The organism is Macrococcus equi, from assembly GCF_047426745.1.
GTDB classification, from domain to species: Bacteria; Bacillota; Bacilli; order Staphylococcales; family Staphylococcaceae; genus Macrococcoides; species Macrococcoides equi.
Window position 1 is genome coordinate 304,118 of the sequence record NZ_CP179732.1, and the last position, 23,397, is coordinate 327,514.

The 23,397-nt window shown below is 34.5% G+C and carries 25 protein-coding genes; 10 read left to right on the forward strand and 15 right to left on the reverse strand.

Features of this window, described 5'->3' with window-relative positions:
* Positions 1-55 precede the first annotated feature (55 nt).
* Positions 56-349, reverse strand: a complete 294-nt coding sequence (locus ACMGE6_RS01520) for a hypothetical protein (protein ID WP_414054185.1) — start codon at positions 347-349, stop codon at positions 56-58.
* Between the two features lie 61 nt (positions 350-410).
* Positions 411-1,316: a DUF5068 domain-containing protein gene (locus tag ACMGE6_RS01525; protein ID WP_414054186.1), complete on the reverse strand. Its 906-nt coding sequence runs from the start codon at positions 1,314-1,316 to the stop codon at positions 411-413.
* A 145-nt stretch (positions 1,317-1,461) separates the two neighbouring features.
* On the opposite strand from ACMGE6_RS01525, the gene ACMGE6_RS01530 reads away from it, so the two are divergent.
* Positions 1,462-1,968 carry a cupin domain-containing protein gene (locus ACMGE6_RS01530; protein ID WP_414054187.1) on the forward strand — a complete coding sequence of 169 codons (507 nt, stop codon included), beginning with the start codon at positions 1,462-1,464 and terminating at the stop codon, positions 1,966-1,968.
* A gap of 56 nt (positions 1,969-2,024) precedes the next feature.
* Here ACMGE6_RS01530 and corA read toward each other — a convergent pair whose 3' ends face one another.
* Complete coding sequence (gene corA, locus ACMGE6_RS01535; RefSeq protein WP_414044822.1) at positions 2,025-2,972, reverse strand: magnesium/cobalt transporter CorA; 948 nt, start codon at positions 2,970-2,972, stop codon at positions 2,025-2,027.
* 1 nt (position 2,973) lies between these two features.
* Positions 2,974-3,465 carry a GNAT family N-acetyltransferase gene (locus tag ACMGE6_RS01540; protein ID WP_414054188.1) on the reverse strand — a complete coding sequence of 164 codons (492 nt, stop codon included), beginning with the start codon at positions 3,463-3,465 and terminating at the stop codon, positions 2,974-2,976.
* 216 nt (positions 3,466-3,681) lie between these two features.
* Here ACMGE6_RS01540 and pflB point away from each other — a divergent pair, with 216 nt between their 5' ends.
* Together pflB and pflA are read left to right on the forward strand one after the other, a co-directional pair.
* Positions 3,682-5,931, forward strand: a complete 2,250-nt coding sequence (gene pflB, locus ACMGE6_RS01545; protein WP_414054189.1) for a formate C-acetyltransferase — start codon at positions 3,682-3,684, stop codon at positions 5,929-5,931.
* Between the two features lie 22 nt (positions 5,932-5,953).
* The gene (gene pflA / locus ACMGE6_RS01550; protein ID WP_414044825.1) at positions 5,954-6,709 is read left to right on the forward strand and encodes a pyruvate formate-lyase-activating protein; all 756 of its coding nucleotides are present in this window, start codon (positions 5,954-5,956) and stop codon (positions 6,707-6,709) included.
* 35 nt (positions 6,710-6,744) lie between these two features.
* Here the strand turns inward: pflA and ACMGE6_RS01555 are convergent, their stop codons facing one another.
* Together ACMGE6_RS01555 and ACMGE6_RS01560 are read right to left on the reverse strand one after the other, a co-directional pair.
* Positions 6,745-8,787 (reverse strand): cation:proton antiporter, encoded by a 2,043-nt coding sequence (locus ACMGE6_RS01555; protein WP_414054190.1) that lies wholly within the window; start codon positions 8,785-8,787, stop codon positions 6,745-6,747.
* Positions 8,788-8,921: 134 nt separating this feature from the next.
* A complete protein-coding gene (locus ACMGE6_RS01560; protein WP_414047761.1) occupies positions 8,922-9,395 on the reverse strand; it encodes a DinB family protein in 474 nt (157 codons plus the stop codon).
* A gap of 262 nt (positions 9,396-9,657) precedes the next feature.
* Here ACMGE6_RS01560 and rsgA point away from each other — a divergent pair, with 262 nt between their 5' ends.
* The 5 genes from rsgA (at position 9,658) to ACMGE6_RS01585 (ending at position 13,366) form a co-directional block, all read left to right on the forward strand.
* Positions 9,658-10,749 (forward strand): ribosome small subunit-dependent GTPase A, encoded by a 1,092-nt coding sequence (gene rsgA, locus ACMGE6_RS01565; protein ID WP_414054191.1) that lies wholly within the window; start codon positions 9,658-9,660, stop codon positions 10,747-10,749.
* Positions 10,750-10,982: 233 nt separating this feature from the next.
* Positions 10,983-11,312: a PadR family transcriptional regulator gene (locus tag ACMGE6_RS01570; protein WP_414054192.1), complete on the forward strand. Its 330-nt coding sequence runs from the start codon at positions 10,983-10,985 to the stop codon at positions 11,310-11,312.
* On the forward strand, positions 11,312-11,977 hold the full coding sequence (locus tag ACMGE6_RS01575; RefSeq protein ID WP_414054193.1) for a DUF1129 family protein: 666 nt from the start codon (positions 11,312-11,314) through the stop codon (positions 11,975-11,977). The genes ACMGE6_RS01570 and ACMGE6_RS01575 overlap by 1 nt, the downstream gene beginning before the upstream one ends.
* 9 nt (positions 11,978-11,986) lie before the next feature.
* Complete coding sequence (locus ACMGE6_RS01580; RefSeq protein ID WP_414054194.1) at positions 11,987-12,652, forward strand: DUF1129 family protein; 666 nt, start codon at positions 11,987-11,989, stop codon at positions 12,650-12,652.
* Between the two features lie 12 nt (positions 12,653-12,664).
* Entirely contained in the window at positions 12,665-13,366 is a 702-nt protein-coding gene (locus tag ACMGE6_RS01585) for a DUF1129 family protein (protein WP_414054195.1), read from the forward strand.
* Between the two features lie 38 nt (positions 13,367-13,404).
* Here ACMGE6_RS01585 and ACMGE6_RS01590 read toward each other — a convergent pair whose 3' ends face one another.
* From ACMGE6_RS01590 to ACMGE6_RS01615, 6 genes are all read right to left on the reverse strand, one after another.
* Entirely contained in the window at positions 13,405-13,887 is a 483-nt protein-coding gene (locus tag ACMGE6_RS01590) for a DUF456 domain-containing protein (protein ID WP_414054196.1), read from the reverse strand.
* The gene (locus ACMGE6_RS01595; RefSeq protein ID WP_414054197.1) at positions 13,884-15,086 is read right to left on the reverse strand and encodes a sugar efflux transporter; all 1,203 of its coding nucleotides are present in this window, start codon (positions 15,084-15,086) and stop codon (positions 13,884-13,886) included. Before ACMGE6_RS01595 ends, ACMGE6_RS01590 begins: the two co-directional genes overlap by 4 nt.
* A 73-nt stretch (positions 15,087-15,159) precedes the next feature.
* Complete coding sequence (locus tag ACMGE6_RS01600; RefSeq protein ID WP_414054198.1) at positions 15,160-15,975, reverse strand: hypothetical protein; 816 nt, start codon at positions 15,973-15,975, stop codon at positions 15,160-15,162.
* A gap of 8 nt (positions 15,976-15,983) precedes the next feature.
* A complete protein-coding gene (locus ACMGE6_RS01605) occupies positions 15,984-16,640 on the reverse strand; it encodes a GTP pyrophosphokinase (RefSeq protein ID WP_414044836.1) in 657 nt (218 codons plus the stop codon).
* A gap of 90 nt (positions 16,641-16,730) precedes the next feature.
* Positions 16,731-17,600 (reverse strand): LysR family transcriptional regulator, encoded by an 870-nt coding sequence (locus tag ACMGE6_RS01610; RefSeq protein ID WP_414047754.1) that lies wholly within the window; start codon positions 17,598-17,600, stop codon positions 16,731-16,733.
* 17 nt (positions 17,601-17,617) lie between these two features.
* Positions 17,618-18,361 carry a TatD family hydrolase gene (locus ACMGE6_RS01615; protein WP_414054199.1) on the reverse strand — a complete coding sequence of 248 codons (744 nt, stop codon included), beginning with the start codon at positions 18,359-18,361 and terminating at the stop codon, positions 17,618-17,620.
* A 386-nt stretch (positions 18,362-18,747) separates the two neighbouring features.
* Here ACMGE6_RS01615 and ACMGE6_RS01620 point away from each other — a divergent pair, with 386 nt between their 5' ends.
* Positions 18,748-19,620, forward strand: a complete 873-nt coding sequence (locus tag ACMGE6_RS01620) for an SDR family oxidoreductase (protein ID WP_414054200.1) — start codon at positions 18,748-18,750, stop codon at positions 19,618-19,620.
* 35 nt (positions 19,621-19,655) lie between these two features.
* Here the strand turns inward: ACMGE6_RS01620 and ACMGE6_RS01625 are convergent, their stop codons facing one another.
* The 3 genes from ACMGE6_RS01625 to ACMGE6_RS01635 form a co-directional block, all read right to left on the reverse strand.
* Positions 19,656-20,186 carry a DUF402 domain-containing protein gene (locus tag ACMGE6_RS01625; protein ID WP_414054201.1) on the reverse strand — a complete coding sequence of 177 codons (531 nt, stop codon included), beginning with the start codon at positions 20,184-20,186 and terminating at the stop codon, positions 19,656-19,658.
* Between the two features lie 84 nt (positions 20,187-20,270).
* Positions 20,271-21,998, reverse strand: coding sequence for a DHA2 family efflux MFS transporter permease subunit (locus ACMGE6_RS01630; RefSeq protein ID WP_414054202.1), 1,728 nt, complete (start codon positions 21,996-21,998; stop codon positions 20,271-20,273).
* Between the two features lie 12 nt (positions 21,999-22,010).
* Positions 22,011-22,661: an HlyD family efflux transporter periplasmic adaptor subunit gene (locus tag ACMGE6_RS01635; RefSeq protein WP_414047750.1), complete on the reverse strand. Its 651-nt coding sequence runs from the start codon at positions 22,659-22,661 to the stop codon at positions 22,011-22,013.
* A 152-nt stretch (positions 22,662-22,813) separates the two neighbouring features.
* Here ACMGE6_RS01635 and ACMGE6_RS01640 point away from each other — a divergent pair, with 152 nt between their 5' ends.
* Positions 22,814-23,368: a TetR/AcrR family transcriptional regulator gene (locus ACMGE6_RS01640; RefSeq protein ID WP_414047749.1), complete on the forward strand. Its 555-nt coding sequence runs from the start codon at positions 22,814-22,816 to the stop codon at positions 23,366-23,368.
* Positions 23,369-23,397: the final 29 nt, after the last annotated feature.

Sequence of the window (23,397 nt, forward strand, 5' to 3'; positions counted from 1 at the left end):
TCATTAAAAAAGTGTATTAATATATACTTACATATACATTAACACACTTTATCAATTATTTTGTTTTATAAGAAATAAGTCTTACCTTAACTTTGTCTTGATGGAAGTCAACTTTTTTGTCTTTCGGTGTTGTGACCGTTACATCTGTTAAATCATCAGATTCATTATATTCATATGTGATAAGATAACTCTCAAAGTCCTGATCAAAATTCGGCTTTTGCGCTACAATACGGTTAATATCACCATATGTATCTTTTACTGTATATCCAGTAATTGCTTCAAGCTCGCGTGCAATTTCAGAAAGTGTGTATGATTTACCTTCGATTAAAACAAATTTTTCTTCATGCATAGATAACGCCTCCGCTTAGTCTTTTAACTATTATTCCCCTATTATTAAGCATAAAACATCATTATTGAATCACATAACCTTTTGAATCAACCGTTGATTTATTGGCCATATCTTTCGTTTCAGATACGCCACCTTTAATAACTAATTGTGCCTTACCTTGGGCAACACGCTCATAATCATCTTTATTAATTACGATGGACTTATAACTGATTGTCTTCTCATGAGGAGCATATTCATTGTAATTTTTCTTACTTTGCTTCATCGTACTTTCCTGCAATTCAGGAGGTATAAAAGAAGCATATTCTGAGAATATTTTTTTATCGCCAAGATCAAGCATACCAATATTATTATAAAACAGCGGTTTATCAAGCGTATTTTCAGTAGTTACTTCATACATCAAGACATATCCTTCAGTCTCACCATTAAATAAAACGACTTGATCTTCAGGCATATCTGTCACTTTAAAAATTTGTAATCTGTTAATGGTAGTGTTCATCCCACCATCTTTAAGTGATAAACCGATATTTTTTATAGATTTAACCGGTTGAACTTTACCATTTGTACTTGCTTCAATAGTGTTCGGCATAATTGCTTTGTTACGCAGTTGTGCTGTTTTCTTATCTTTTTCTGCACGTAATTTTTCTTGCTGCTGTGCTTTTTTCTGAGCTATCAACTGATTACGTTTTTCTATTGCCTGTTGTTTTTTTCTGGCTGCTTCTTCGCGCTTAATTTGCGCTTTGATTTCTGCCTCTTTTTCTTTTCTTAATCTTTCAATATCTGATTCTTTTTGTTTTATCTCTTTATCTATCGATTTATTTTCTTTTTGAATAGATTGATATTCTTTTTCTGCTTTATCTTTTTCTTTCTTTAACTGTTCAATTTCTTTCTTAACCGCTGCTGTGTCATCAGTGCCACAACCCGTTAAGAATAAAGCACCTGAAATTGCTAAGTACGCAAACTTTTTCAAGTTAATCCCACCTTCATCATTCTAGCATCTATTCTAACATAGAATATAATATTCGTATGTTAATTACCATTCCAAACCTTATTCATTGCAATACTTATTAGAATACATAACAATTAAAGAAAAAATATTTATGGAGTGTGAGAAGATGCAATACAAAATTTTACACAGCCCGGTATCTGAAAGTACACCTAATCATATGATTCTTCCAGTTATTATCTATCAGCAAGTCACTGGTGACTTTAAAGAAATATTTGCGCGTAATCACTGGCAAGGTATATGGACAAACGGTGTATTTAACTATCATCATTTCCATCCCGATAGCCACGAAGTATTAGGTGTCGCACGCGGTAGTGCCACATTAATGATCGGTGGAGAAAATGGCAGTAAAGTCAGTGTATCCGCTGGAGATGCACTTCTACTACCTGCAGGCTATGGACATAAATGCATTGAATCTAGCAGCGACTTTAGCGTTATAGGTGCCTATCCATCGGAACAGCCTTTTAAAACATTAACAAGTTATACTGACCTTGATACAATCAATCAAACCATCAATAGTGTAATGCTACCAGAATATGATCCGGTAGAAGGAGATAGTGGCGCTATGTTTAAAGAATGGCATAATATATATCATTGCGGAACATATGTTAAATAAATAATTTAACTGTTACATCACATTAAAAGGAGCATGGCAAATGCCATGCTCCTATTTTAAAACCATTTCTTTATTCTAAAGTATCCAATCATTCCGACCGAGATAACGATCATAACAATCCAGACGGCTAAATAACCATATTTCCAGTGAAGCTCGGGCATCACATCAAAGTTCATACCATATATACCTGCAATGAGTGTCAATGGCATAAAGATCACTGAATAAATCGTTAAGATTTTCATGATATTATTCATTCTGAATGAGTTCAGAGAAATATAATTATCTCTGATGTCTGCTGTCATTTCACGTGAAGATTCTATCATTTCTACTTGTTTGATAAGATGGTCATTGATATGGTGTAAAAATATTTTTTGTTTTTTGCTGAGCGATAATACTCTGCCTTCCAGCAGGCGATAAACTAAGTCTCGCATCGGTAATACCGTTCTTCTAATCAATAGTAAATCTTCTCTCAAGTCAAACGTCTCATCGATGAGATTCTCAGTAGAGATATTTACTGAGTGTCGGTCTTCAAATGAGAATACCTTATCTTCAAGGTCATAAACAAATGGAAAGTAGTTATCAACGATGGCATCTAAAGTTTTATACATCACTTCATGCGTCGTTACTTTCTCATTAGGCTTTTTCTTCAGCATGTTTTGCCAGACCTTTTCAACCTCTTCAGACGCTTCCTTATGATAAGTTACAATCAATGTCGAATTAATAAAGATATCAATCTCTTCGGGTTTCATCGTTCTTAAATCAATCGCATGAAACACAAAAAATAAATAATCATCATATTCTTTATATTTCGGACGTTGATTCACAGTTGTTGCATCTTCAATCGATAAAGGATGAAAGTGAAAAAACTGACTCAGCAATAAATTTTCTTCTTTTGTCGGTTCACTCATATCTACCCATAACCATTTCGGCGTAACTTCAATATCATACGGTGAGTTACACACATGAAGTGTATTCAATTCATCAATATACAATGTTCTTATCATGTTACACCTCTACTATCCTAATCATTTTAGTACTGTTATTGATTGATTTATAACCTAGTTTTAAATTCAACTGACGCATAGGTTCATTTCTTCTATCTACATCACAAAAAATCTGTTTAATATTTTTGGATTTTGCAATACGCTCTACCTCTACTTTCAATTGAGTGGCAAGACCTTTATTTCTGAATTGTTTACAGACATACGTGGACTTTATATGTAGACTGTCGTTCAGACTAAACCAAATAAAAGCACATAGCTGGCGATTATCTTCTATTATAATAATCTGATCGCCGCGATGATGCATGAGAAGCCTTATAGATTCATAGCGTAAGCTTATCTCTAGAGAAGTTACTTTTTTCCCTGTATCATAGATAGTAGGAATATGTTCATGTATATTTGCAATGCTTTTAATATAATCTGTCTCATCAATTGATAAATATCGCATGTCAATCACCTTTACCATTGTACATGGATACGCGATATATCTCCACATTTAACTTGGACAGATGATAAGTTATCACTTTACTTATTACACCTGTTATATATACAAAATCATCATATTCCGATTGTTGTATTACAGAAAAACGTTGATAAATCAACATTTTTAAAAAAATCAATCGTTTTCAAAAATAATGTGATACATTTCACGTAAAGGTGTTATAATTTAATTGTGAAGTGATTAACAAATGAAAATTTGGAGGGAATTATTATGTTTAAAGAAGAGACGAAAAAATCGAGTGCATGGGAAGGATTCAAAACTGGTAAATGGAACAAACGTATCGACGTTCGTGAATTCATTCAGTTAAACTACACTTTATATGAAGGTAAAGATGAATTCTTAGCTGGTCCTACAGAAGCAACAAAACAATTATGGGATCAAGTAATGCAATTAACTAAAGAAGAACGTGAACGTGGCGGTATGTGGGATATGGATACTAAAGTTGTATCTTCTATTACATCTCATGATGCTGGTTACTTAAATAAAGACTTAGAAACAATCGTTGGGGTTCAAACTGAAAAACCATTCAAACGTTCTATGCAACCTTTTGGTGGTATTCGTATGGCGAAAGCAGCTTGTGAATCTTATGGTTATGAATTAGATAAAGAAACTGAAAAAATCTTCACTGATTTCAGAAAAACACACAACCAAGGTGTATTTGATGCATATTCTAAAGAAATGCTTGCTTGTCGTAAAGCTGGTGTAATCACTGGTCTTCCAGATGCTTATGGCCGTGGTCGTATCATCGGTGACTACCGTCGTGTAGCTTTATACGGTGTAGATTTCTTAATGGAACAAAAATACAATGAATTCCATAACTTATCTAATACAATGTCAGAAGATGTCATTAGATTACGTGAAGAAGTATCTGAACAATATCGTGCTTTAAACGAATTAAAAGAATTAGGTAAAATCTACGGCTTTGATATCTCTCGTCCAGCTGAAAACTTTAAAGAAGCAGTTCAATGGACTTACTTAGGATACTTAGCTGCAATTAAAGAACAAAACGGTGCAGCGATGAGTTTAGGTCGTGTATCAACATTCTTAGATATCTATGCAGAACGTGACTTAAAAGCTGGTACAATGACAGAGATGGAAGTTCAGGAAATCATTGACCACTTCATCATGAAATTACGTTTAGTAAAATTTGCTCGTACACCAGATTACAATGCATTATTCTCAGGAGATCCAACTTGGGTTACTGAATCAATCGGTGGTGTAGGTATCGACGGACGTCCGTTAGTTACTAAAAACTCATTCCGTTTCTTACATTCATTAGATAACTTAGGTCCAGCCCCAGAACCAAACTTAACAGTATTATGGTCTACACGCTTACCTGAAAACTTCAAAAAATATTGTGCTAAAATGAGTATCAAAACAAGTTCAATTCAATATGAAAATGACGATTTAATGCGTGAAAGCTATGGTGATGACTATGGAATCGCATGTTGTGTATCTGCAATGAGAATCGGTAAACAAATGCAATTCTTCGGTGCACGTGCTAACTTAGCGAAAACATTATTATATGCGATCAACGGTGGTAAAGATGAAAAATCTGGTGCACAAGTTGGACCAAACTTCGCTCCAATCACTGATGAAGTATTAGATTATGATACAGTATACAAACAATTAGATGCGATGATGGATTGGTTAGCAGGCGTATACATTAACTCATTAAACGTTATCCACTACATGCACGATAAATACAGCTATGAAAGAATTGAAATGGCTTTACATGATACTGAAATTATTCGTACAATGGCAACAGGTATTGCTGGTCTTTCAGTTGCAGCTGACTCATTATCAGCAATTAAATATGCTAAAGTTAAAACAATCCGTAACGAAGATGGCTTAGTTGTTGACTTCGAAACTGAAGGTGAATTCCCTCAATACGGAAATAATGATTCACGTGTAGATGATATTGCTGTACAATTAGTAGAATCATTCATGGGCAAATTACGTAAACACAAAACTTACCGTGATTCTGAACATACAATGTCAGTATTAACAATCACTTCTAACGTAGTTTATGGTAAGAAAACAGGTAACACTCCTGATGGACGTAAAGCTGGCGAACCATTCGCACCAGGTGCTAACCCAATGCACGGACGCGATAAAAACGGTGCATTAGCATCATTATCATCAGTATCTAAATTACCTTATGACTGCTGTAAAGATGGTATCTCTAACACATTCTCTATCGTACCGAAATCATTAGGTAAAGAAGACGAAGCACAACAACAAAACTTAGTTGGTGTATTAGATGGTTATGCAATGCAACATGGTCACCACTTAAACATTAACGTATTCAATCGTGAAACATTACTTGATGCAATGGAACATCCAGAAGAATATCCACAACTTACAATCCGTGTATCAGGATATGCAGTAAACTTTATTAAATTAACAAGAGAACAACAACTAGATGTAATCTCTAGAACATTCCACGAAAAAATGTAATTAATCAAAGGACGGGATATAAATGATCAAAGGACACATTCATTCAGTAGAAAGCTTAGGAACAGTTGATGGACCAGGACTGCGCTATATATTATTCACACAAGGATGTCTATTACGCTGTCAGTTCTGCCACAACCCTGATACTTGGGAAATTGGCGCACCATCAAGAGAAGTGACTGCTGATGAAATCGTGAACGAAGTATTACCTTATATCCCCTACTTTAATGCTTCAGGTGGAGGTGTAACTGTAAGTGGCGGAGAACCGCTACTTCAGTTACCGTTTTTAGAAGAGTTATTCGCTAAATTAAAACAACACGATATTTCGACATGTATCGACACATCAGCTGGGTGTTTTAATGATACACCTGCATTTATGCATCACTTTGATAATATGCAGAAATATACTGATCTTTTCTTATTAGATATCAAGCATATCGATAATGAAAAACATCTTAAACTTACTGGTAAACCTAATGAACATATCTTGAAGTTTGCCCGTATGTTATCAGACAGAAAACAGCCTGTATGGATCAGACATGTCCTTGTACCTGGTATTACAGATGATAAAGAAGATTTAATCAAACTAGGTGAATTCATCAATTCACTTGAAAATGTTGAAAAGTTTGAAATTCTACCCTATCATCAGCTAGGTGTTCATAAATGGGAAGCGATGAATCTGCAATATCCTCTAAAAGACGTAGAGCCGCCAAGTGATGAAGAAGTAAAAACAGCATATGATTTAGTTAATTTTAAAGGTTTAACACCTTTATCTAAATAAAAAGAATCCCGAAGCATTTTGCTTCGGGATTCTTTTTATTCATCTTCATAAGTTTCTAATATCATCATTTCATCATAATTTACCGATTGACGTAATTCTACGGCCATTGGTAAACTGATTTTTCCTTTTTTATGCAGTTGATTGATTAAGTTCTTTTCTGCATTTAATACATCTAATGCAAACAATGTTTCCTCATCTTCTGATGATTCACTAGAAGCATTACGCTTAATCTGATTAACACGATTTAAATAGTTATCTGAAACGAGCGCAACTTCCACTCGGTTTTCACGACTAATTTCCTCTGACAGTCTTTGTACCACAGTATAGTGAACTTTCGCTGCCACATGCTGGATTTCTTCTAAACTATTTTGAATCGAAGCAGTACTTCTTTCATTAATATGTTCCGCAAAAGCTTTACGTTTCTTATTCATCCTGAAAATATATTGTAATCGTTTGAAGAAATGTGCTGAATGAAAGACTTTTGAGCGCTCGATGTACTGCACATAGTGATTATAGGTACGCTGACCTATCTCGTGATGCTCAATCATCTCATCCAGCGTCTTCATTTCTGTCGCTAAAGCAATTGCATGCAGACGGTCAATCTCTTTTGGATTATGTTCTCGTTCTGACGCCTCAGTATAAAACTCTATCTGCATCGTATACTGTCTGATGAGATTACCTGCTATCATACTATTTGCTTTTGTCGTATGCTCATGAATGTATTTTACTGCATATTCTTTAATCTTAATACGTGCATCCTTAAAGCTTAATTTAGAATCATCTTCCTCTTCTTCATCTTTTGGTGTGAGAATCGGTAGAAGGACCTGCGCGACCACTAAACTTATAACAATGACACCCGCTGCGATAAATAACAGATTATCTCTATAATTAAATACCTCATGATGATTGATCTCTACCGGAATCGTCAGAGCAATTGCCATCGAAATTGTACCGTGAACTCCACACACCGTTGCTATTAAAGCATACTTAAAGCGATTCGGTCGTACTTCTTCGTTTTCTAAATCTCTTCGGTTTAAAATACGTTCAAATCTACTTTCACGAATGTAGAACATATCATATAACATATACACCCAGATAAATCTAAACAGATAGACAAGTAAGGCAATCACAATCATATACATAAATGTTGCACTTAAATTCTCATTATGATTATTGATAAGCGATACGGTTACCTCAGGAATTAAATAGCCAAGTAAGGTGAAGACAAAACCATTCAATACAGTTGAAAGTAATGCCCACGTATTATTATAACCTAGTTGCAGACGCGTCGTTGCCTGACTCATTCGATCTCGTTCAATACCATGCACGATACCTCCGATAACAGCAGCAATAACTCCGGAAACATGGAATTTTTCAGCAATTTCATAAATTACAAATGGTGTTAGTAACTGAATCAGAATATAGACGTACTCGTTTAAAAATCCTTTTCTGATTAATGCGATTCTTAACTGCACAAACATTAAACCGATAAACAAACCTATAATTAATCCACCAAATGTAGATAGGAAAAATTGAGAAACTGATTGGCTGACGCTAAATACTCCAGTTGTAAGTGCAAGTAATGCAATTTTAAAACTTAAAATACCTGCTGCATCATTCAGTAAAGACTCACCTTCTAAAATGGTCATTAACCCTTTTGGAAGTTTCTTACCTTTAGCGATTGCCTGAACAGCTACTGCATCAGTCGGACAAATAATCGCTGCAAGTGCAAAACAGGCTGCAAACGGTAAGAAAGGAATCATCCAATGCACAATGTACCCTAATCCAATAACTGTCGTAAAAACAAGACCAAGTGCCATCAGAATAATAGGCTTTAAATATTTAATAAACGTAATTCTGGATACATCGTAACCTTCAAGAAATAACAATGGTGCGATGATTCCCAGTAAAAATAACTCAGGCTCAAATTCCACATCAAGGGGAATCGGTGTAAGGTAAAAAATTAACCCTACCCCAATTTGAATAAAAGCCAGAGGAATCTTTGGCATATAAAAATGAATAATCGTAGAAATAATAACTGCACATATTAAACTTAAAATAATGATAAAACTTTCCATGGCTCACCTCTATATACTCAAAATATCAATAGGTTATTATACCCGTTAGAATATAAAATAATTAAAATTTATCAAAATAAAAGACTCAGAAAAATGAGTCTTTTAAATCAAGTTATTTAAACTATATCCAGCAATTATTCTGAATCACGAGATGGACCATAAATTGGTGGAACACGTAAATCCGCCTGACGCATTAATACCGTCATTTGTCCTCTGTGATGCGTTTGATGCGTTATCATTGAAAATAGAAGGTGACCTTTAGGCATGTTATGACCGAAGAAATCAGCATCTTCTAGTAAAGATTCATCCGTTAACTCAGTTTCATATGCTGCAAGTGTATTATCATAAATTTGTTTTGCAGCTTCAACCATCTCACTCGCTGACTCAGGCTTAGGAGTACCAAATGTTGCACCCTCTACCTTAATCCCCGCACGATCAGCAAAACCACCGACACTTGATACGACATGCCATGCAATTTCTCCTAAAGTACGATCAAGCTCAGAAACAGCCTGGTCAAGTGACTCGTCCGTTAATTCCTTTAAACAAGCGATTGTCGTATTTGCTTCCTGACGATACTGCGTTAAAAAATCCTGTTTTGTACGAAACATAATATTCTCCCCCTTATCATGATTACTTTAAATATACAATCAATCCAATCCAGTGACAAACATATGGGCTTGTTGGTTTTGATTGACAATGTTACATTCATTAATTATGCTTATAAAAAAGAGAGGAGTGATGTATTATGACGAATTTTACTAATATAGAAAAGTCACTTTATTTCGTCATGGACATTGCACGCTAATTATTGCTCGTGTACCCATGGCGAAATACGTCATGGGTATTTTTATAATTCAAAGGAGCAAATAAATGGATAAATTAACACAATTAGGTTTCAACACAGAGAGAATGAACCAAGCAAATGAATTTAACGCATCATTATTAAAAGCACGTATTTCAGTGCAACATAAAGGGATGTATCGCGCAATCACTGAAAATGGCGAGTATCTCGTACAACTATCAGGTAAAGATAAATTTGCAAGTTTCGATTTAATCCAAACACCTGCAGTTGGAGATTTCGTATTAATTAAACCATTCCCTAACGAACGTAAAGGCATCATTCAACATGTATTACCAAGAACACAACAATATATACGAAATGCAGCAGGTAACCTAACGAAACCACAAATCATCGCAGCAAATATTGATTATGCATTTCTTACAATGAGTTGTAACGATAACTTTAATACGAATCGATTAGAACGCTATTTGATTGCAACGTATGATTCAGGAGCAACTCCAATTATCGTCATGACAAAAGCAGATTTAATCACAGATTTAGACAAAGAAATTATGATTGCAGAACTCAGTACCGTCGCCCCTACAGTTCCAGTTTATTTCGTACAACACGATAGTGATGACAATATCGAAACTTTAAAAAATTATTTAAAAGACCATAAAACAGGAACACTACTTGGATCAAGCGGTGTCGGTAAATCGACTTTGATCAATCGATTGCTCTGTGAAGATGTGATGGATACAGGTGAAATCCGTTTAACTGATGATAAAGGAAAACATACGACGACACACCGCGAACTACTTCTACTCGATGATGGCGGGATATTAATAGATACACCAGGGATGCGAGAGTTTCAATTATGGAGCACCGGTGAGAATTTAGGACTTGCGACCGAATTTGAAGAGGTTGATAATTTAATCCTTCAATGTAAGTTTAATAATTGTACCCATACGAATGAACCAGGATGTGCAATTAATGCAGCAATCGAAAACGGAGAATTATCTGAAGAACGATTCGAGCGTTATAATAAATATTTACGAGAACTTGAATTTGTAGAACGAAGAAATGATGAAGCGAAGATGAGTGCTGAACGAAACAAATGGAAGCAATTAACTAAGATTGGGAAAGCCAATCGAAAAGCGAAGATGGGTAAAAGAAAATAAAAAGTTTAGTGTGGTGAGTGGTCTGTAAATAGTGTTTACAGACCACTCACCTTTTTTTATAGATTTTCTTTTATTCTAGTGGGATGTATTTTGTCATTACAGCCCACTCGAAAATACAAAATAAGATTTGACAATATACACCAGTCGTATTATATTATAGTTGAGCTACTTGGTAATACAAAGTAGCTTTCAAAAGATTAGCTATCTTGTATTACAAAGTAGAGGTGAAACCCATGGGTATACGTACTCAGTTATTGAAAGGTTTACTTGATGCATGCGTCCTTTCAATCATTAAAGAAAAAGAAGTGTACGGCTATGAACTCTCACAAAAGTTACTCGATTCCGGACTCGGTAATATCAGTGAAGGGACAATCTATCCAGTATTATTAAGACTTCAAAAGAAAAAATTAATTACAAGTGAAATGCGTGCAAGTGATGTAGGACCGAAACGAAAATACTACTTCATCACGCCACTCGGTGAAGAAGAACTAGAAAATATGGTCGAAGAATGGAACGAAATAGTGGGGCCGATATCGCAGTTGATTAATAAGGAGGGAATGTAATGCCAAAATTAAATGAAATGGATGTCGATTATCAAAAAAAGTTAAAACAGTTAACGCATTCTAATAAGAATGAATTCCTTAAAGTTCGTAACGCTTTAAAACTAGATTTCAAGATTCAGGAACGAGAAGCTGATAATATTTTATCTGATATACTTGACCATTTAATTGATGCACAAAATAGGGGTTTATCTACAAAAGAATTCTTCGGAACTGATACTAAGCAGTTCACTCAAGATTTATTTGAAGAATTACCGAAGAATAAACCAACACATCCTTTGTGGTATGTATTGTTTACCCTTTCATTATCATTCGCATCAATATTAATAGCTTTTGGACTTGCAAGTCAAATCAAATTTTTGATTACAGGCAGCTATGTCCCTGTCAATATTCATTTTGCATTAGTTGCTTTATCAGTGTTTGTTCTTCTACTTACTAGTGCAATCTTTATTACCATTCATTCAATGAAAAATAATATCTGCAATACTAAAACCGGCAAATTAATGACTATTCCATTTTATGTTGCAATGACATTCGTTCCTTTAATCATATATTTTATGGGATATGATCAAAACTTATCTAAACCATCTGGTTGCATGATGTTGCTGATAGGAATCCCTTTCTTATTCATTACAATCTTAACGTATAAAAAGAAAATATCTTACTAAGGTGATAATATGACTAACTTAAACGATTTAAATATTGAATACGTACGTAAAGTAAATCAATTACGACCTAAGAATAAAGAAGACTTTGAATATGTTGCTGCTCGTATTACGAATAATGTCACTTTATCTGAGGATGAATCAGACGAAATAATCCTTGAGATTTTAGAAGACTTACTCATCGCCCAAAGTAACGGTACTTCGGCAAAAGAATTTTTTGGTCATGATTTAGATGCATTTGTAAATGATATTACGTATGAACTTCCAAAAAGATCTATGAAATCTATATTAATGTTCAGCACTTTTAATTTTATCAATGTGATGATAATCATGTTTGCTATTTTTGGTTTTGCTGATTTTTTACTATGGATAAGCCAAGGTAAACATCTTCAAATACCTATACTTTCAGCTTCACTTTGTATATTAATATTTCTGTTGTTCAGTTTGATCACAGTATTTTTTGACACAAATGCAAAAAATAAAACAAAAGCGCAAAATACGATTCAAGCGTTATTTATGTTCTTATCATATACGATTCCCAATATTATTTTTTATTTTATAAAACAAGGACCATATTTTAGTTTTCCATTTTATTTTGCGTTTATCATTTTACCTGCTCTTATTTACTTAAGCTTATATGTCAAAAGAAAATATTTGCCCAACAAGCGATTCATTTAGGAGGAAGCATTAATGAAGACAAAAGACATTATCGAACAGAATAACTTGAAACGAAAAGAATTAACGCCTGAGAATCGAAAAGTTTATGAAGAAGTTATAATGTATTTACGTAATGATTTCTCAATTTCTGAACATGTAACTGAAGTGGCTTTATTGGACTTATTGGACCATTTACTAGAATCTCAAATTCACGAAGTAACACCTGAAGAATTTTTTGGAGATGATCCTAAACAATTCGCAAAAGATTTAATCGCTGAGATTCCAAAAGAATCTAAAAGTAATGTTTACTTATTTACTCTATCTCTTGTTTGTTTATTCTTTGGATTATTTAGAATTACAACATCTTTAATTGATGCTACTTATTTTTATATATTTAATAAAATTAATAAAGTTAACGTAATACAAGAACTAATATCTGAATTTATTATTGTATTTGTAATCGTCACAATTATACTTATTGCTATAAAAAGGTTTCAGTATAACTCATTCTCTAATAATTCAAATACACAAAAAAATATCCTATTTACTATAATATTATCTTCACTATTTATACCATTTTTAGTTATTAACTTTCTACCACAACTAATACCTTATGATAAAATGATAATAATACCCTGGTATATCAACCTTATAATAGGAATTATACTTATTGTAATTTACAAATTTTTATTCAATAAATCTAAAAACAATAAAGAGCTAGTATTTTTCAGATAAAAATCGCCCGAAGCTAAACGTAGCTTCGGGCGTTCCTCTTAAATAATAATATCCAAAATAAACCACACAATCATAATAATCAATATCATAAACTTCGCCACGGTGCTTGTTAAAAAGCCGAATAAAGAGCCTATACTTGCATCGAGTGCGAGTTTAAAGTCTTGCTGAATAAGTAACTCTACTATAAACACTGCTGCAAAGGGAATGATAATAATCCCAAACGGTGGGAAGAAAAAGCTTCCGAGTAATATACCGATTGCTGCTGTTAACTCCCCTGCTTTACTTCCCCCATATTTCTTTACAAAGTGACCGCCTAGTACATAATCACTGATTAACGTAATTAATGTCAATGAAATCATTGCAATCCAGAAGAACCATGATAGTTCATTATTATTAATCGCATAGTGATAGATAAAAAATCCTACCCACATCATCAATATTCCTGGTATCATCGGCATCACCAAAGCAACAAATGCTGATAAAAATGCCAAGACTACAAATGCCCATAGTAAAAATGTCATGATAAATCCTCCATAGTAACTGGTTTCGTAAAGATTAAAAGAATGAATGCTAGTAAAATAAATGCTGATGACACAAAGAACACATTCCCCAGTCCTACAACGTCACTCATTACTCCACCGAGTAAATTGCCTAGTAACTGTCCAACGATCATTGCATTTGAGAATAATGTTGAGGCATAACCCGGGAAATCAGGTAATATATCCTGAAAATAACTGATACCTAATCCTAAGAGTATGGCCAGGAAGAACGCTAGCAGTACTTGTCCAATTAGCATTGCAGTTACACTGTCAAATACTCCAATAGAAAAATAGTACGCGCCGCCTAATGCTCCACCGATCATTAAAAGTGTACGCGTCTGAAATCTACTAGCGAGTATGCCTAATATAATCATAAACGGTACTTCTAATCCTGCACATAGACTGGCTAGATATCCCACATTCGCTTCATCTGCATGAAGATATTCTGTTACAAAAAGCGGCATATTTAAGGTATACATCCACTGCCCCACATGTAAAAAGACAAATGCTAAAAATGGAATTAATAGATACATATCTTTTAGCAGATTGGGTGCTACGGTTTCAACTTTGTTCGCATGATAAACTGTCTTTTCAGGTTTAACTTCATGGAAAAATAATAAGAATGTTATAAAGACGATCCAGTAAATCACGACTGTTCCACCAAAGATACCCGCAAAACCAAAATGCTTGAGTAACACCGTTCCGACTAATGGACCAAATAAGAAACCAAAACTAAACATCGAACGTAATACAGTGTTTGCAAATACTGCATTTCTACTAGACGCTGAGGCATTGATACTTTCTCTGGCTGATGCATACATTTGTGGCATTGCAGGTGCTGCCATCCCACCGAAGAATACATATAGTGCTATAAATAGATAAGGATTAGATACAAAATAATACATACTAAATGCTACAGAGGCCATTGCCAAACTGAACATAATCATATATTTTCTACTGAATCCTGCTCTATCTGAAAATCTTGCGACTATGGTATTCACCATAAATCCAGCGAGTGCAAAGAGTGCCATCATCACACCATATAAACCACGTGTCATTCCTAGTTCCTGGGTTGCATACAATACAAAGAATGGTACTGTAATTGCCAGTGCCATACCAAGTAAAGTCATATTAATTAGAAATAACACATAGTTTTTAATACTTAATAGATTTTTGAACATATATACACATACTTTCTATTTATAATACTGTACTATTATATCGAAAAAATATAATTTGTATAGCTATGTTTGCCTATAGAGTAATAAGAACTGCTGCTTTATCATCGTGCAGTTTCACACGAGGATAAAGTATCTTATCACGGTCTTCCAGTTCTTTTTGAATCATATAATCTAGCATATTTTCTAGTCCTTCGTATTTAAATCTCAGTACAAATTGTTCTAGTCCCAATTGTTCAATATCGTAAAATCCATCTGTTGTAATTAAGATATAAGCAATATTAGACACATTAATTTCTCCACGATTATAAGCCTGATTAAAGTTTACATCACCATTCATCACAGAATAACCTCCAGGGATATTCGCTGTTGCTTTCGCTTTATTAATCGCTTCAAGCATTTCTTCAGGCAACTTTCCTGACTCATATACACCTGGATATTTCTCTTCCCACGTCTTTACACTTTTACTTTCGACGGTTTTTTGATATTTAGGCATCACCTGCGTTACTTTATCCTGCTTATCAATCGTGTAAATCACACAGTCGGCTGAAGTTGTATAATAAGCTGTATCATTAGATAACTGAACAATTGCGTGACAGCATTGAAAACGGTCTTTCGGATGATTAATCTCTACTTTTAATTCATTCATTTCTTTTTGAATGCTCGCATTTGCTAATTCCGTAGCATTATTTAGTGATATATCTGACTCTATATTTTCTAATGTTGCTTTCACAGCTTGAGCTGCTCGTCTACCTGGGGTTACATTATCGATCATCACACCTTCTAAACTCGTGACCCCATCAATTACACCATATATTTTTGCATCATCATTAATAACTACAGCATCTTCATTCATTTTACCTACACCTTGAGCAAGAACAGACTGAATCATTTTTACACCTACCCTAATAGTATTGTATTACGAACTTCTGTCATCTTACGGTCTAGTACGCTGGATGCATCTGCAACAGCTCTTAATTCTTTACGCACTTCATCACTTAATTGTTTTGTATTATATTTATATTGTAATTTATGCTCTGTAGAAGCAAAGAAATCCATTGCTAGTGTCCGTATTTGAATTTCTGCTGGTATCCATTTCACACCTTCTGATAATACAAGCTCTGTTTCAACAATTAAATGCAGACTTTTATATCCACTTGGTTTCGGTTGTTTAATATAATCTTTTACTCTCACAATGCGTAGATCACTTCTGCTACTGAGTAACTCACAAATTTTATATACATCTTCTTCAAATGTTGTTACAATTCTAACACCAATAATGTCAAAAATATTAGCTCGAATGGCTTCAAGACTTGGTTCCACACCTTTTCGATTGATTTTTTCTCTGAGTGATAAAGGAGCTTTTATACGGGTTTTCACGTGTTCGAATGGTGAATATCCGTACCTTGCCTGCCACTCCAAATCAATAATATCAATATCACTCGTAAGCTCCAGTAATCCCATCTCATACTCTTTAAAGAAATACTGAAAATCTTCAGCCATCTTAATGAATTCAGTTTGTTCTTCAATTTTGTTAAATATTTGATTAATATCCATCGACATTCCCTCTCTTCATTCTCAATATACCAAATTTAAATATAAAAAAGTACGAATACACTTTTGTATTCGTACTCAAGTTCATTTGTATTAATCATTAACGTATTCTAAAGCAACTTCCTTCATCAATTCTATATAAGCACTAACTTGCGGTAAACTTAACATATCAGGTTCATAACACAGATACGTTTCTCTTAGTAGTGGATTACTTGCCACTTCTAAAAGTTTTATTTCAAATAAATCGTGGTCAATATCTTTCATCACGATTTCCGGTAAGACGGTCATACCTACACCATTCAGTAATAATGATTTACATGTAGATATCTGATCAGTCTTTATTTGAGGTGCATATTCTTTATTGAATTGTTCTGTATACCAATGCTCAATTTCTTTAATGTAGATGGGATCAGCCTGAAATTCTATCATCGGCAACTGATCAAGTTCATCTGCCTTATTCTTAGGATATATAAAATAATGCTTTTCACTCATCAACAATTCATTATGAAGATTCATAATCTTACTGCCACGAATCACTGAGACATGAAAGTCATGACGATTATTTGTAATGCGCGTTGAAGAACCAACCTGCAGTTGAATCTTAACGTTCGGATAACGCTCTACAAAGCGACCCAGCACAATAGGTAATAAAGTATGACCAATTAATGATGAGACACCGATTGATAGCTTACCATTTACAATACCATCTGAGGACTGGATCATTTCCTTAAGATTCGTTTCTTCTTTTAACATTTTACGGGCATGCTGAATAATCATCTCACCATTGGTCGTAATAATTAATTTCTTCTTCGTTCTGATAAATATATCCGTCCCCCACTCATTTTCGATTGACTTTAAACGCTGACTGACAGCAGGTTGGGATATATATAATGTATCTGCAGCTTTACGTAACGTCTCTTCATCTGCCAACGCTACCAGTAATCTGTAATCATCAATTTTCATTTTGTAATCCTCAAATTCTAGAGATTATAGAATCGAACCGTATTTTCTGCAACAACTTCTTTTACTGTGTGGATCGGTATCGATTTTATATATGCAATTTCCTTTATTATAGCAGATAATTGGTCATTGATGTGATGCGGTTTAAAACCATCATGCGTCCAAGGTCCATCCGTTTCAATCATTAGACGATTGATTGGAAAGTGTGAGACAACCTTTCTAGTCTTGGGATTATGTAGGATATCGGGAGTGACACTCACCATATAATGCGTATGAAGTAATTGTTGCAGCACTTCATCACTTGCCTTAAACCAGTGGAAATGCGCTTTATTGATATTATGTTTCTTGAGTAATTCCAAAGCTATAAGGGTATCATCATATACCGCGTGAAGAATGACCGGCAGATTATATTCTTTTGCTTTAATGATGAAGCGTTCTAGCACATCGATATACTGTAATACATCCAGATTACTGTGCTCACGCTTTAAGTATTGTGGTAACCCCACTTCTCCGATACCGATGATTTCAGTATGGTGTTTATCTATTAGTGATAGGATATGATTTATTTCATGTTCATTAATTTGCTGTTCTGGATGAAAACCAAGAGCGATGTGTACCTTATCATATTGATTCAACTTAATAAGAGACTGCGCGCTTTTACTATCCATTGCGACAGCGATCAAACCATCAATCTGCTCTTGTAAAATAATCTCTTGCTGCTCCGCTTCCGGATATCGATCCAGATGAATATGAGCATCGTACATAGAATCACCTCTTGAATGTAGAATTTTAGTCTGGTTAATGTTTGTGACTTGTCCGATATAAGCAATATATCGGTCATGTTGGCTTCTTTTCTTTCATTTTCAATCGCGACTTGTCCGATATAAGCAATATATCGGTCATGTTAGCTTCTTTTCTTTCATTTTCTCTCGCGACTTGTCCGATAAAACCAATATATCGGTCATGTTAGCTTCATTTTCCTCATTTCTACTCGCGACTTGTCCGATAAAACCAATATATCGGACATGTTATTACTAGACAAACGATTATATCTTATCCCATCTTATTCTAATTTTCAAATCATATATCACACTTCGTTTATTGCTTTTATCAAAGGGAATAATGATTATAAATCAATTAAGGAGGCGTTATGATGGATAAGTTCGAGAAGATTGATAAAGAGATTAAAGGTTACACCCAGGACCATCAACCGGGTAGCGAAGCAGATATGCATCCACAGCCTATTGCTGAGGATGATAATTATAAAGCAGGTGGCAAATTAGAAGGTAAGGTTGCTTTAATTACTGGTGCTGACTCAGGTATTGGTCGTGCTGTAGCTATTCTTTATGCTAAAGAAGGTGCTGATGTTGCAATCGGTTATTTTGATGAAGAGACAGATGCTAATGATACAGTTAAGCATTTAGAAGAGATTGGTGTAAAAGCAAAAGCTTACAAACATGATTTAAAGTCCGAAAATGAATGCAAGCAATTAATCGACAATGTTATAAAAGACTTCGGTAAATTAAATATTTTAGTAAATAATGGTGGTGTGCAATACCCACAAGATAGTTTGCTGGATATCACCGCTGAACAAATCGAGGAAACATTTGCGACAAATATATTCGGCATGATGTATTTATCAAAAGCTGCACTGCCGCATCTTTCTAAGGGTGATACTATTATCAATACTTCAAGTGTGACAGCTTACAGAGGTTCTAAGACATTAATCGATTACTCTGCAACTAAAGGTGCGATTACTTCATTCACACGTTCACTTTCACAAAACTTAGCAGAGCAAGGTATACGCGTAAATGCTGTTGCACCTGGCCCTATCTATACACCACTGATTCCAGCAACTTTCCCAGCTGAAAAAGTTGAAAAGCACGGTGAGGAAACTGCTTTAGGTCGTCGTGGTCAACCGAGTGAAAATGCACCGGCATATGTGTTCTTAGCAAGTGATGATTCAACTTATATTACAGGTCAGACGATTCATATCAACGGTGGAGACTTTATTACAAGTTAATAAAAAGTGCTTATCTGTTCTCAGATAAGCACTTTTTATTGTTCTATTTTTTCCTTACAGTAAGCTGCAAGCTTTTGTAAATCACCAAAATTCATTTTCACATAATCCATCACTTTATGTGCTGTATCATATGCAAAGTCATATTGCGCTTTCGATATTTCTTTCTTATTCAGCGCACGTTTAGCATCTTGTTCATCTACTAATTCATATCGACCGTCTGGCAGTACTAAGACATCTAAATACAAATCATGTGTTCTTGCTTCACCTGGCTCAATAAAATTCTCTTCATTAATGTCGATATAATACTGAATAGGTTCACTTTCTCGATTATACATCACTGTAATACTGTAATGTTTATCTTTAGGTAATATTTGCAGCCAGCGATAGCCATCGTCTGCAACGACAATATCTTCTCCAATAATATTAACGACTAATGGAGACTTTACCTTTTCCATTATGATTTCACCGATAATACCTTCAAATTGCTCATCATTCACCGCAATTTCATGATATTCTTTCCTGATTAAACGACGCCAGCTACGTTTATCAATATATTTGGTTTTCATACATCCCACTCCTTAACCACCATTATATAAAAATAAACAAGGATGATAAATCATTTTATCACCTTGTTTATTCAATTTATTTAGTTATACTTCATCGGTAGTGTAATGATCTTTTCCTTTAAGGAAGAAGGCTAATACAAATGCCAGGAAGCTTAATGCAGTCGCAACCCAGAATGCATCATTAATCCCATTGATTGTTGCAAGTTTTTGTATTTGACCCATTACAACTTGTGTTCCTAGATTACTATTACCCATCTGTTGCCCTATTTCAACCATTGAATTTGAAATTGCAGGGTTCGTTTTATCAAGTTGGTTGGTAATATCACCTAAATGTGCAGTTGTTTGTTGTGTCATTACTGTTACGAGAATGGCTGTACCAATTGAACCCGCTAACTGACGTATCGTATTACTAATGGCATTACCATGTGGAATCATACGTAGTGGCAATGCATTCATTCCTGCAGTCATAATCGGCATCATAATAAAACTCATACCAAACGAACGTAGAATATAAATACTTAAGATATGTCCGTAACTTGTATCCATACTTAATTTTGTCAGTTCCCATGTCGCAAAGGTCATGATGGCAAGCCCAAAGATTGCGATGGGTTTGATACCGATTTTATCAAGTAATTTTCCTGAAATCGGCCCCATAATTCCCATCAGCAATGATCCTGGTAATAACAGCAATCCAGAATCAAGTGGTGAGAATCCTCGAATCGACTGTAAGTATACCGGTAATAACAGCATACCTCCAAATAAACTCATCGTTACAATGATATTGATTAGTAGTGTAAATGAAAATCCAGTATATTTTAAAGCACGTAAATCCATCATCGGTATCTTCATCGTCATCTCTCTGTAGATAAATAATATGATGAAAATAATTCCGATAATCATCGTAGAAATTACAATACCAGAATCCCAGCCTTTATTCCCCGCTTCAGAGAATCCATATAACAAACTTCCGAACCCCAGTGTACTGAAAATAACTCCTGGTACATCAAGTTTCACTGCTTTGGTCGGCTGATAGATTTTAAACCAGAAAAATCCGATTAAAAGCGAGATAAATCCAATAATACTCATACCATAAAACATCACATTCCAGTGATAGTTCTGAATAACCCATCCTGTTAATGTCGGACCGATCGCTGGTGCTAAGATCATCGCAATCCCCATCATCCCCATCGCAGCACCACGTTTATCTGGTGGGAAGAGCGTCATAAATACATTTGTTCCAAGCGGCATTAAAATACCTGCACCTACTGCCTGAATAACACGTCCAAGCATCATTAACGGGAAGTTAAATGAAATCGCACAAATAACAGAACCAATCGTAAAGAATATCATCGCAGTTAAAAACAACTGACGATAAGTAAATCGTTGTATCATATATGCACTGATCGGAACAAGTATCCCGTTCACTAACATGAAACCAGTTGTTAACCATTGTGCTGTTGATGTTGAAATACTAAAGTCGTTGATAAGCACCGGTAAAGCAACATTAATTAATGTCTGGTTCAAAATTGCCACGAACATACCAATCATTAACGCAGTAATCACTTTCGCCAGTGTAATGCCTTTACCGTAACGTACTAATGCACCTTGTGGTTTCACCTGTGTATGCACAGGACGTGTAACATCAATATCTTCTTTTGCAGTATACGTTGTTTTTGAAACTTCATTTGATGATGATTGATCAAATGTCTGTTTTGAAATATTTTTCTTATGATTTCTTTTTAATAAGATTCTGTTTATCAGCCAGAATACTAATAAACTAAATATGATATAAATAATCACACCTGAGGTCATACAAAAACCTCCTTAGTTTTTATGAATGCGTACAGTTACATTCATCCCTGGAATAATATCTAATGATTTATCTTTGTCTAATTCAATTTTTACAGGTACTACTTGAGTTACTTTCGTGTAGTTCGCGTTACCGTTTGAAGAAGGTAACATTGAGAAACTTGATGCTGTTGCTAATCCAATTTCTTTAACTTCACCTGATAAATCAGTATCTTTATAGCCATCAACGTATACATCAACATCCTGACCCACTTTAATACCATCAATTTCAGTTTCTTTAATATTGGCAGTTACAAATAAATTATTTAAATCATATGCATAAGCGATTGGAGTACCAGCACCTACAAATCCATTTTCAGTGGCTTGTGTTTTTACGATTGTTCCGTCTTGAGGCATTGTAATTTCAGTCTTCGTTGGTTTTCCGTCCTGACCCATACCAACAACCGTACCTACTTTATCGTCTTTAGATACTTTATCCCCTACTTGTTTATTCAATGCAGTTAATTTACCGGCAGTCGGGCTGGCAATAACAAGTTGAGATCCTTCTACTTTCGCGTTATCTGTCTTCACATAATTTGTTGCTTCATTATAGAAATGAAATGCTGCAAATCCCCCTGCTACCAATAAAATTAAAGTTAAAATGTTAATTAAAACGAGTTTCTTCATAAATATTTTCCTCCTGTTATTTTTTCGCATAACCATTATTATAATCAGATTTACACTTCATTCAACCAACAATATTTGTGTAAGTGTCGGATTTTGATTAAAATAAAGTATTGGTAACGCTATCAATGAATAAATTATTATGTGAGGAAACAATGACTGAAAAAATAGATACAAAAAAACTCATTGAAACAAATTTCATTATTTTAATGGAAGAATATCGCTTTAGGGAAATTACGATAAAAATGATCTGTGAAAAGTGTGGGATTAACCGCTCAACATTCTATGCTTATTTCGAAGATAAGTATGCATTACTTGATGGGCTTATCGATGAACATCTGCGTAATATCCAAAGAATTGTCGAAAATAATTTGCAGGACTTAAAGGATGAACCGAACAAAAGACCGTATGTCGAAAGATACCTTAATGAAACATTTAAATATATTTACGACCATCAATATTTCTTTAAAATATTACTTACTCTGCATCCGGCACAAAACTTTACTCAAAAACTTATCAATAGCTGGCGTGAGAGTTTCTTACTGGTCTTAAACAAGACCGTTACATTGAATTATCCGGATTACTTTGTAAGTTATACCGTTGGCGGACAATTTGGTGTATTATTTTTCTGGTTAAAAAATGACTGTCCGGAATCTCCTGAAGTAATTAGTAAGATTATTTATAATAATATTCTAAAAATAAATCGATAAATTAAAAGTGTTTTATTTCACTGGGCGCT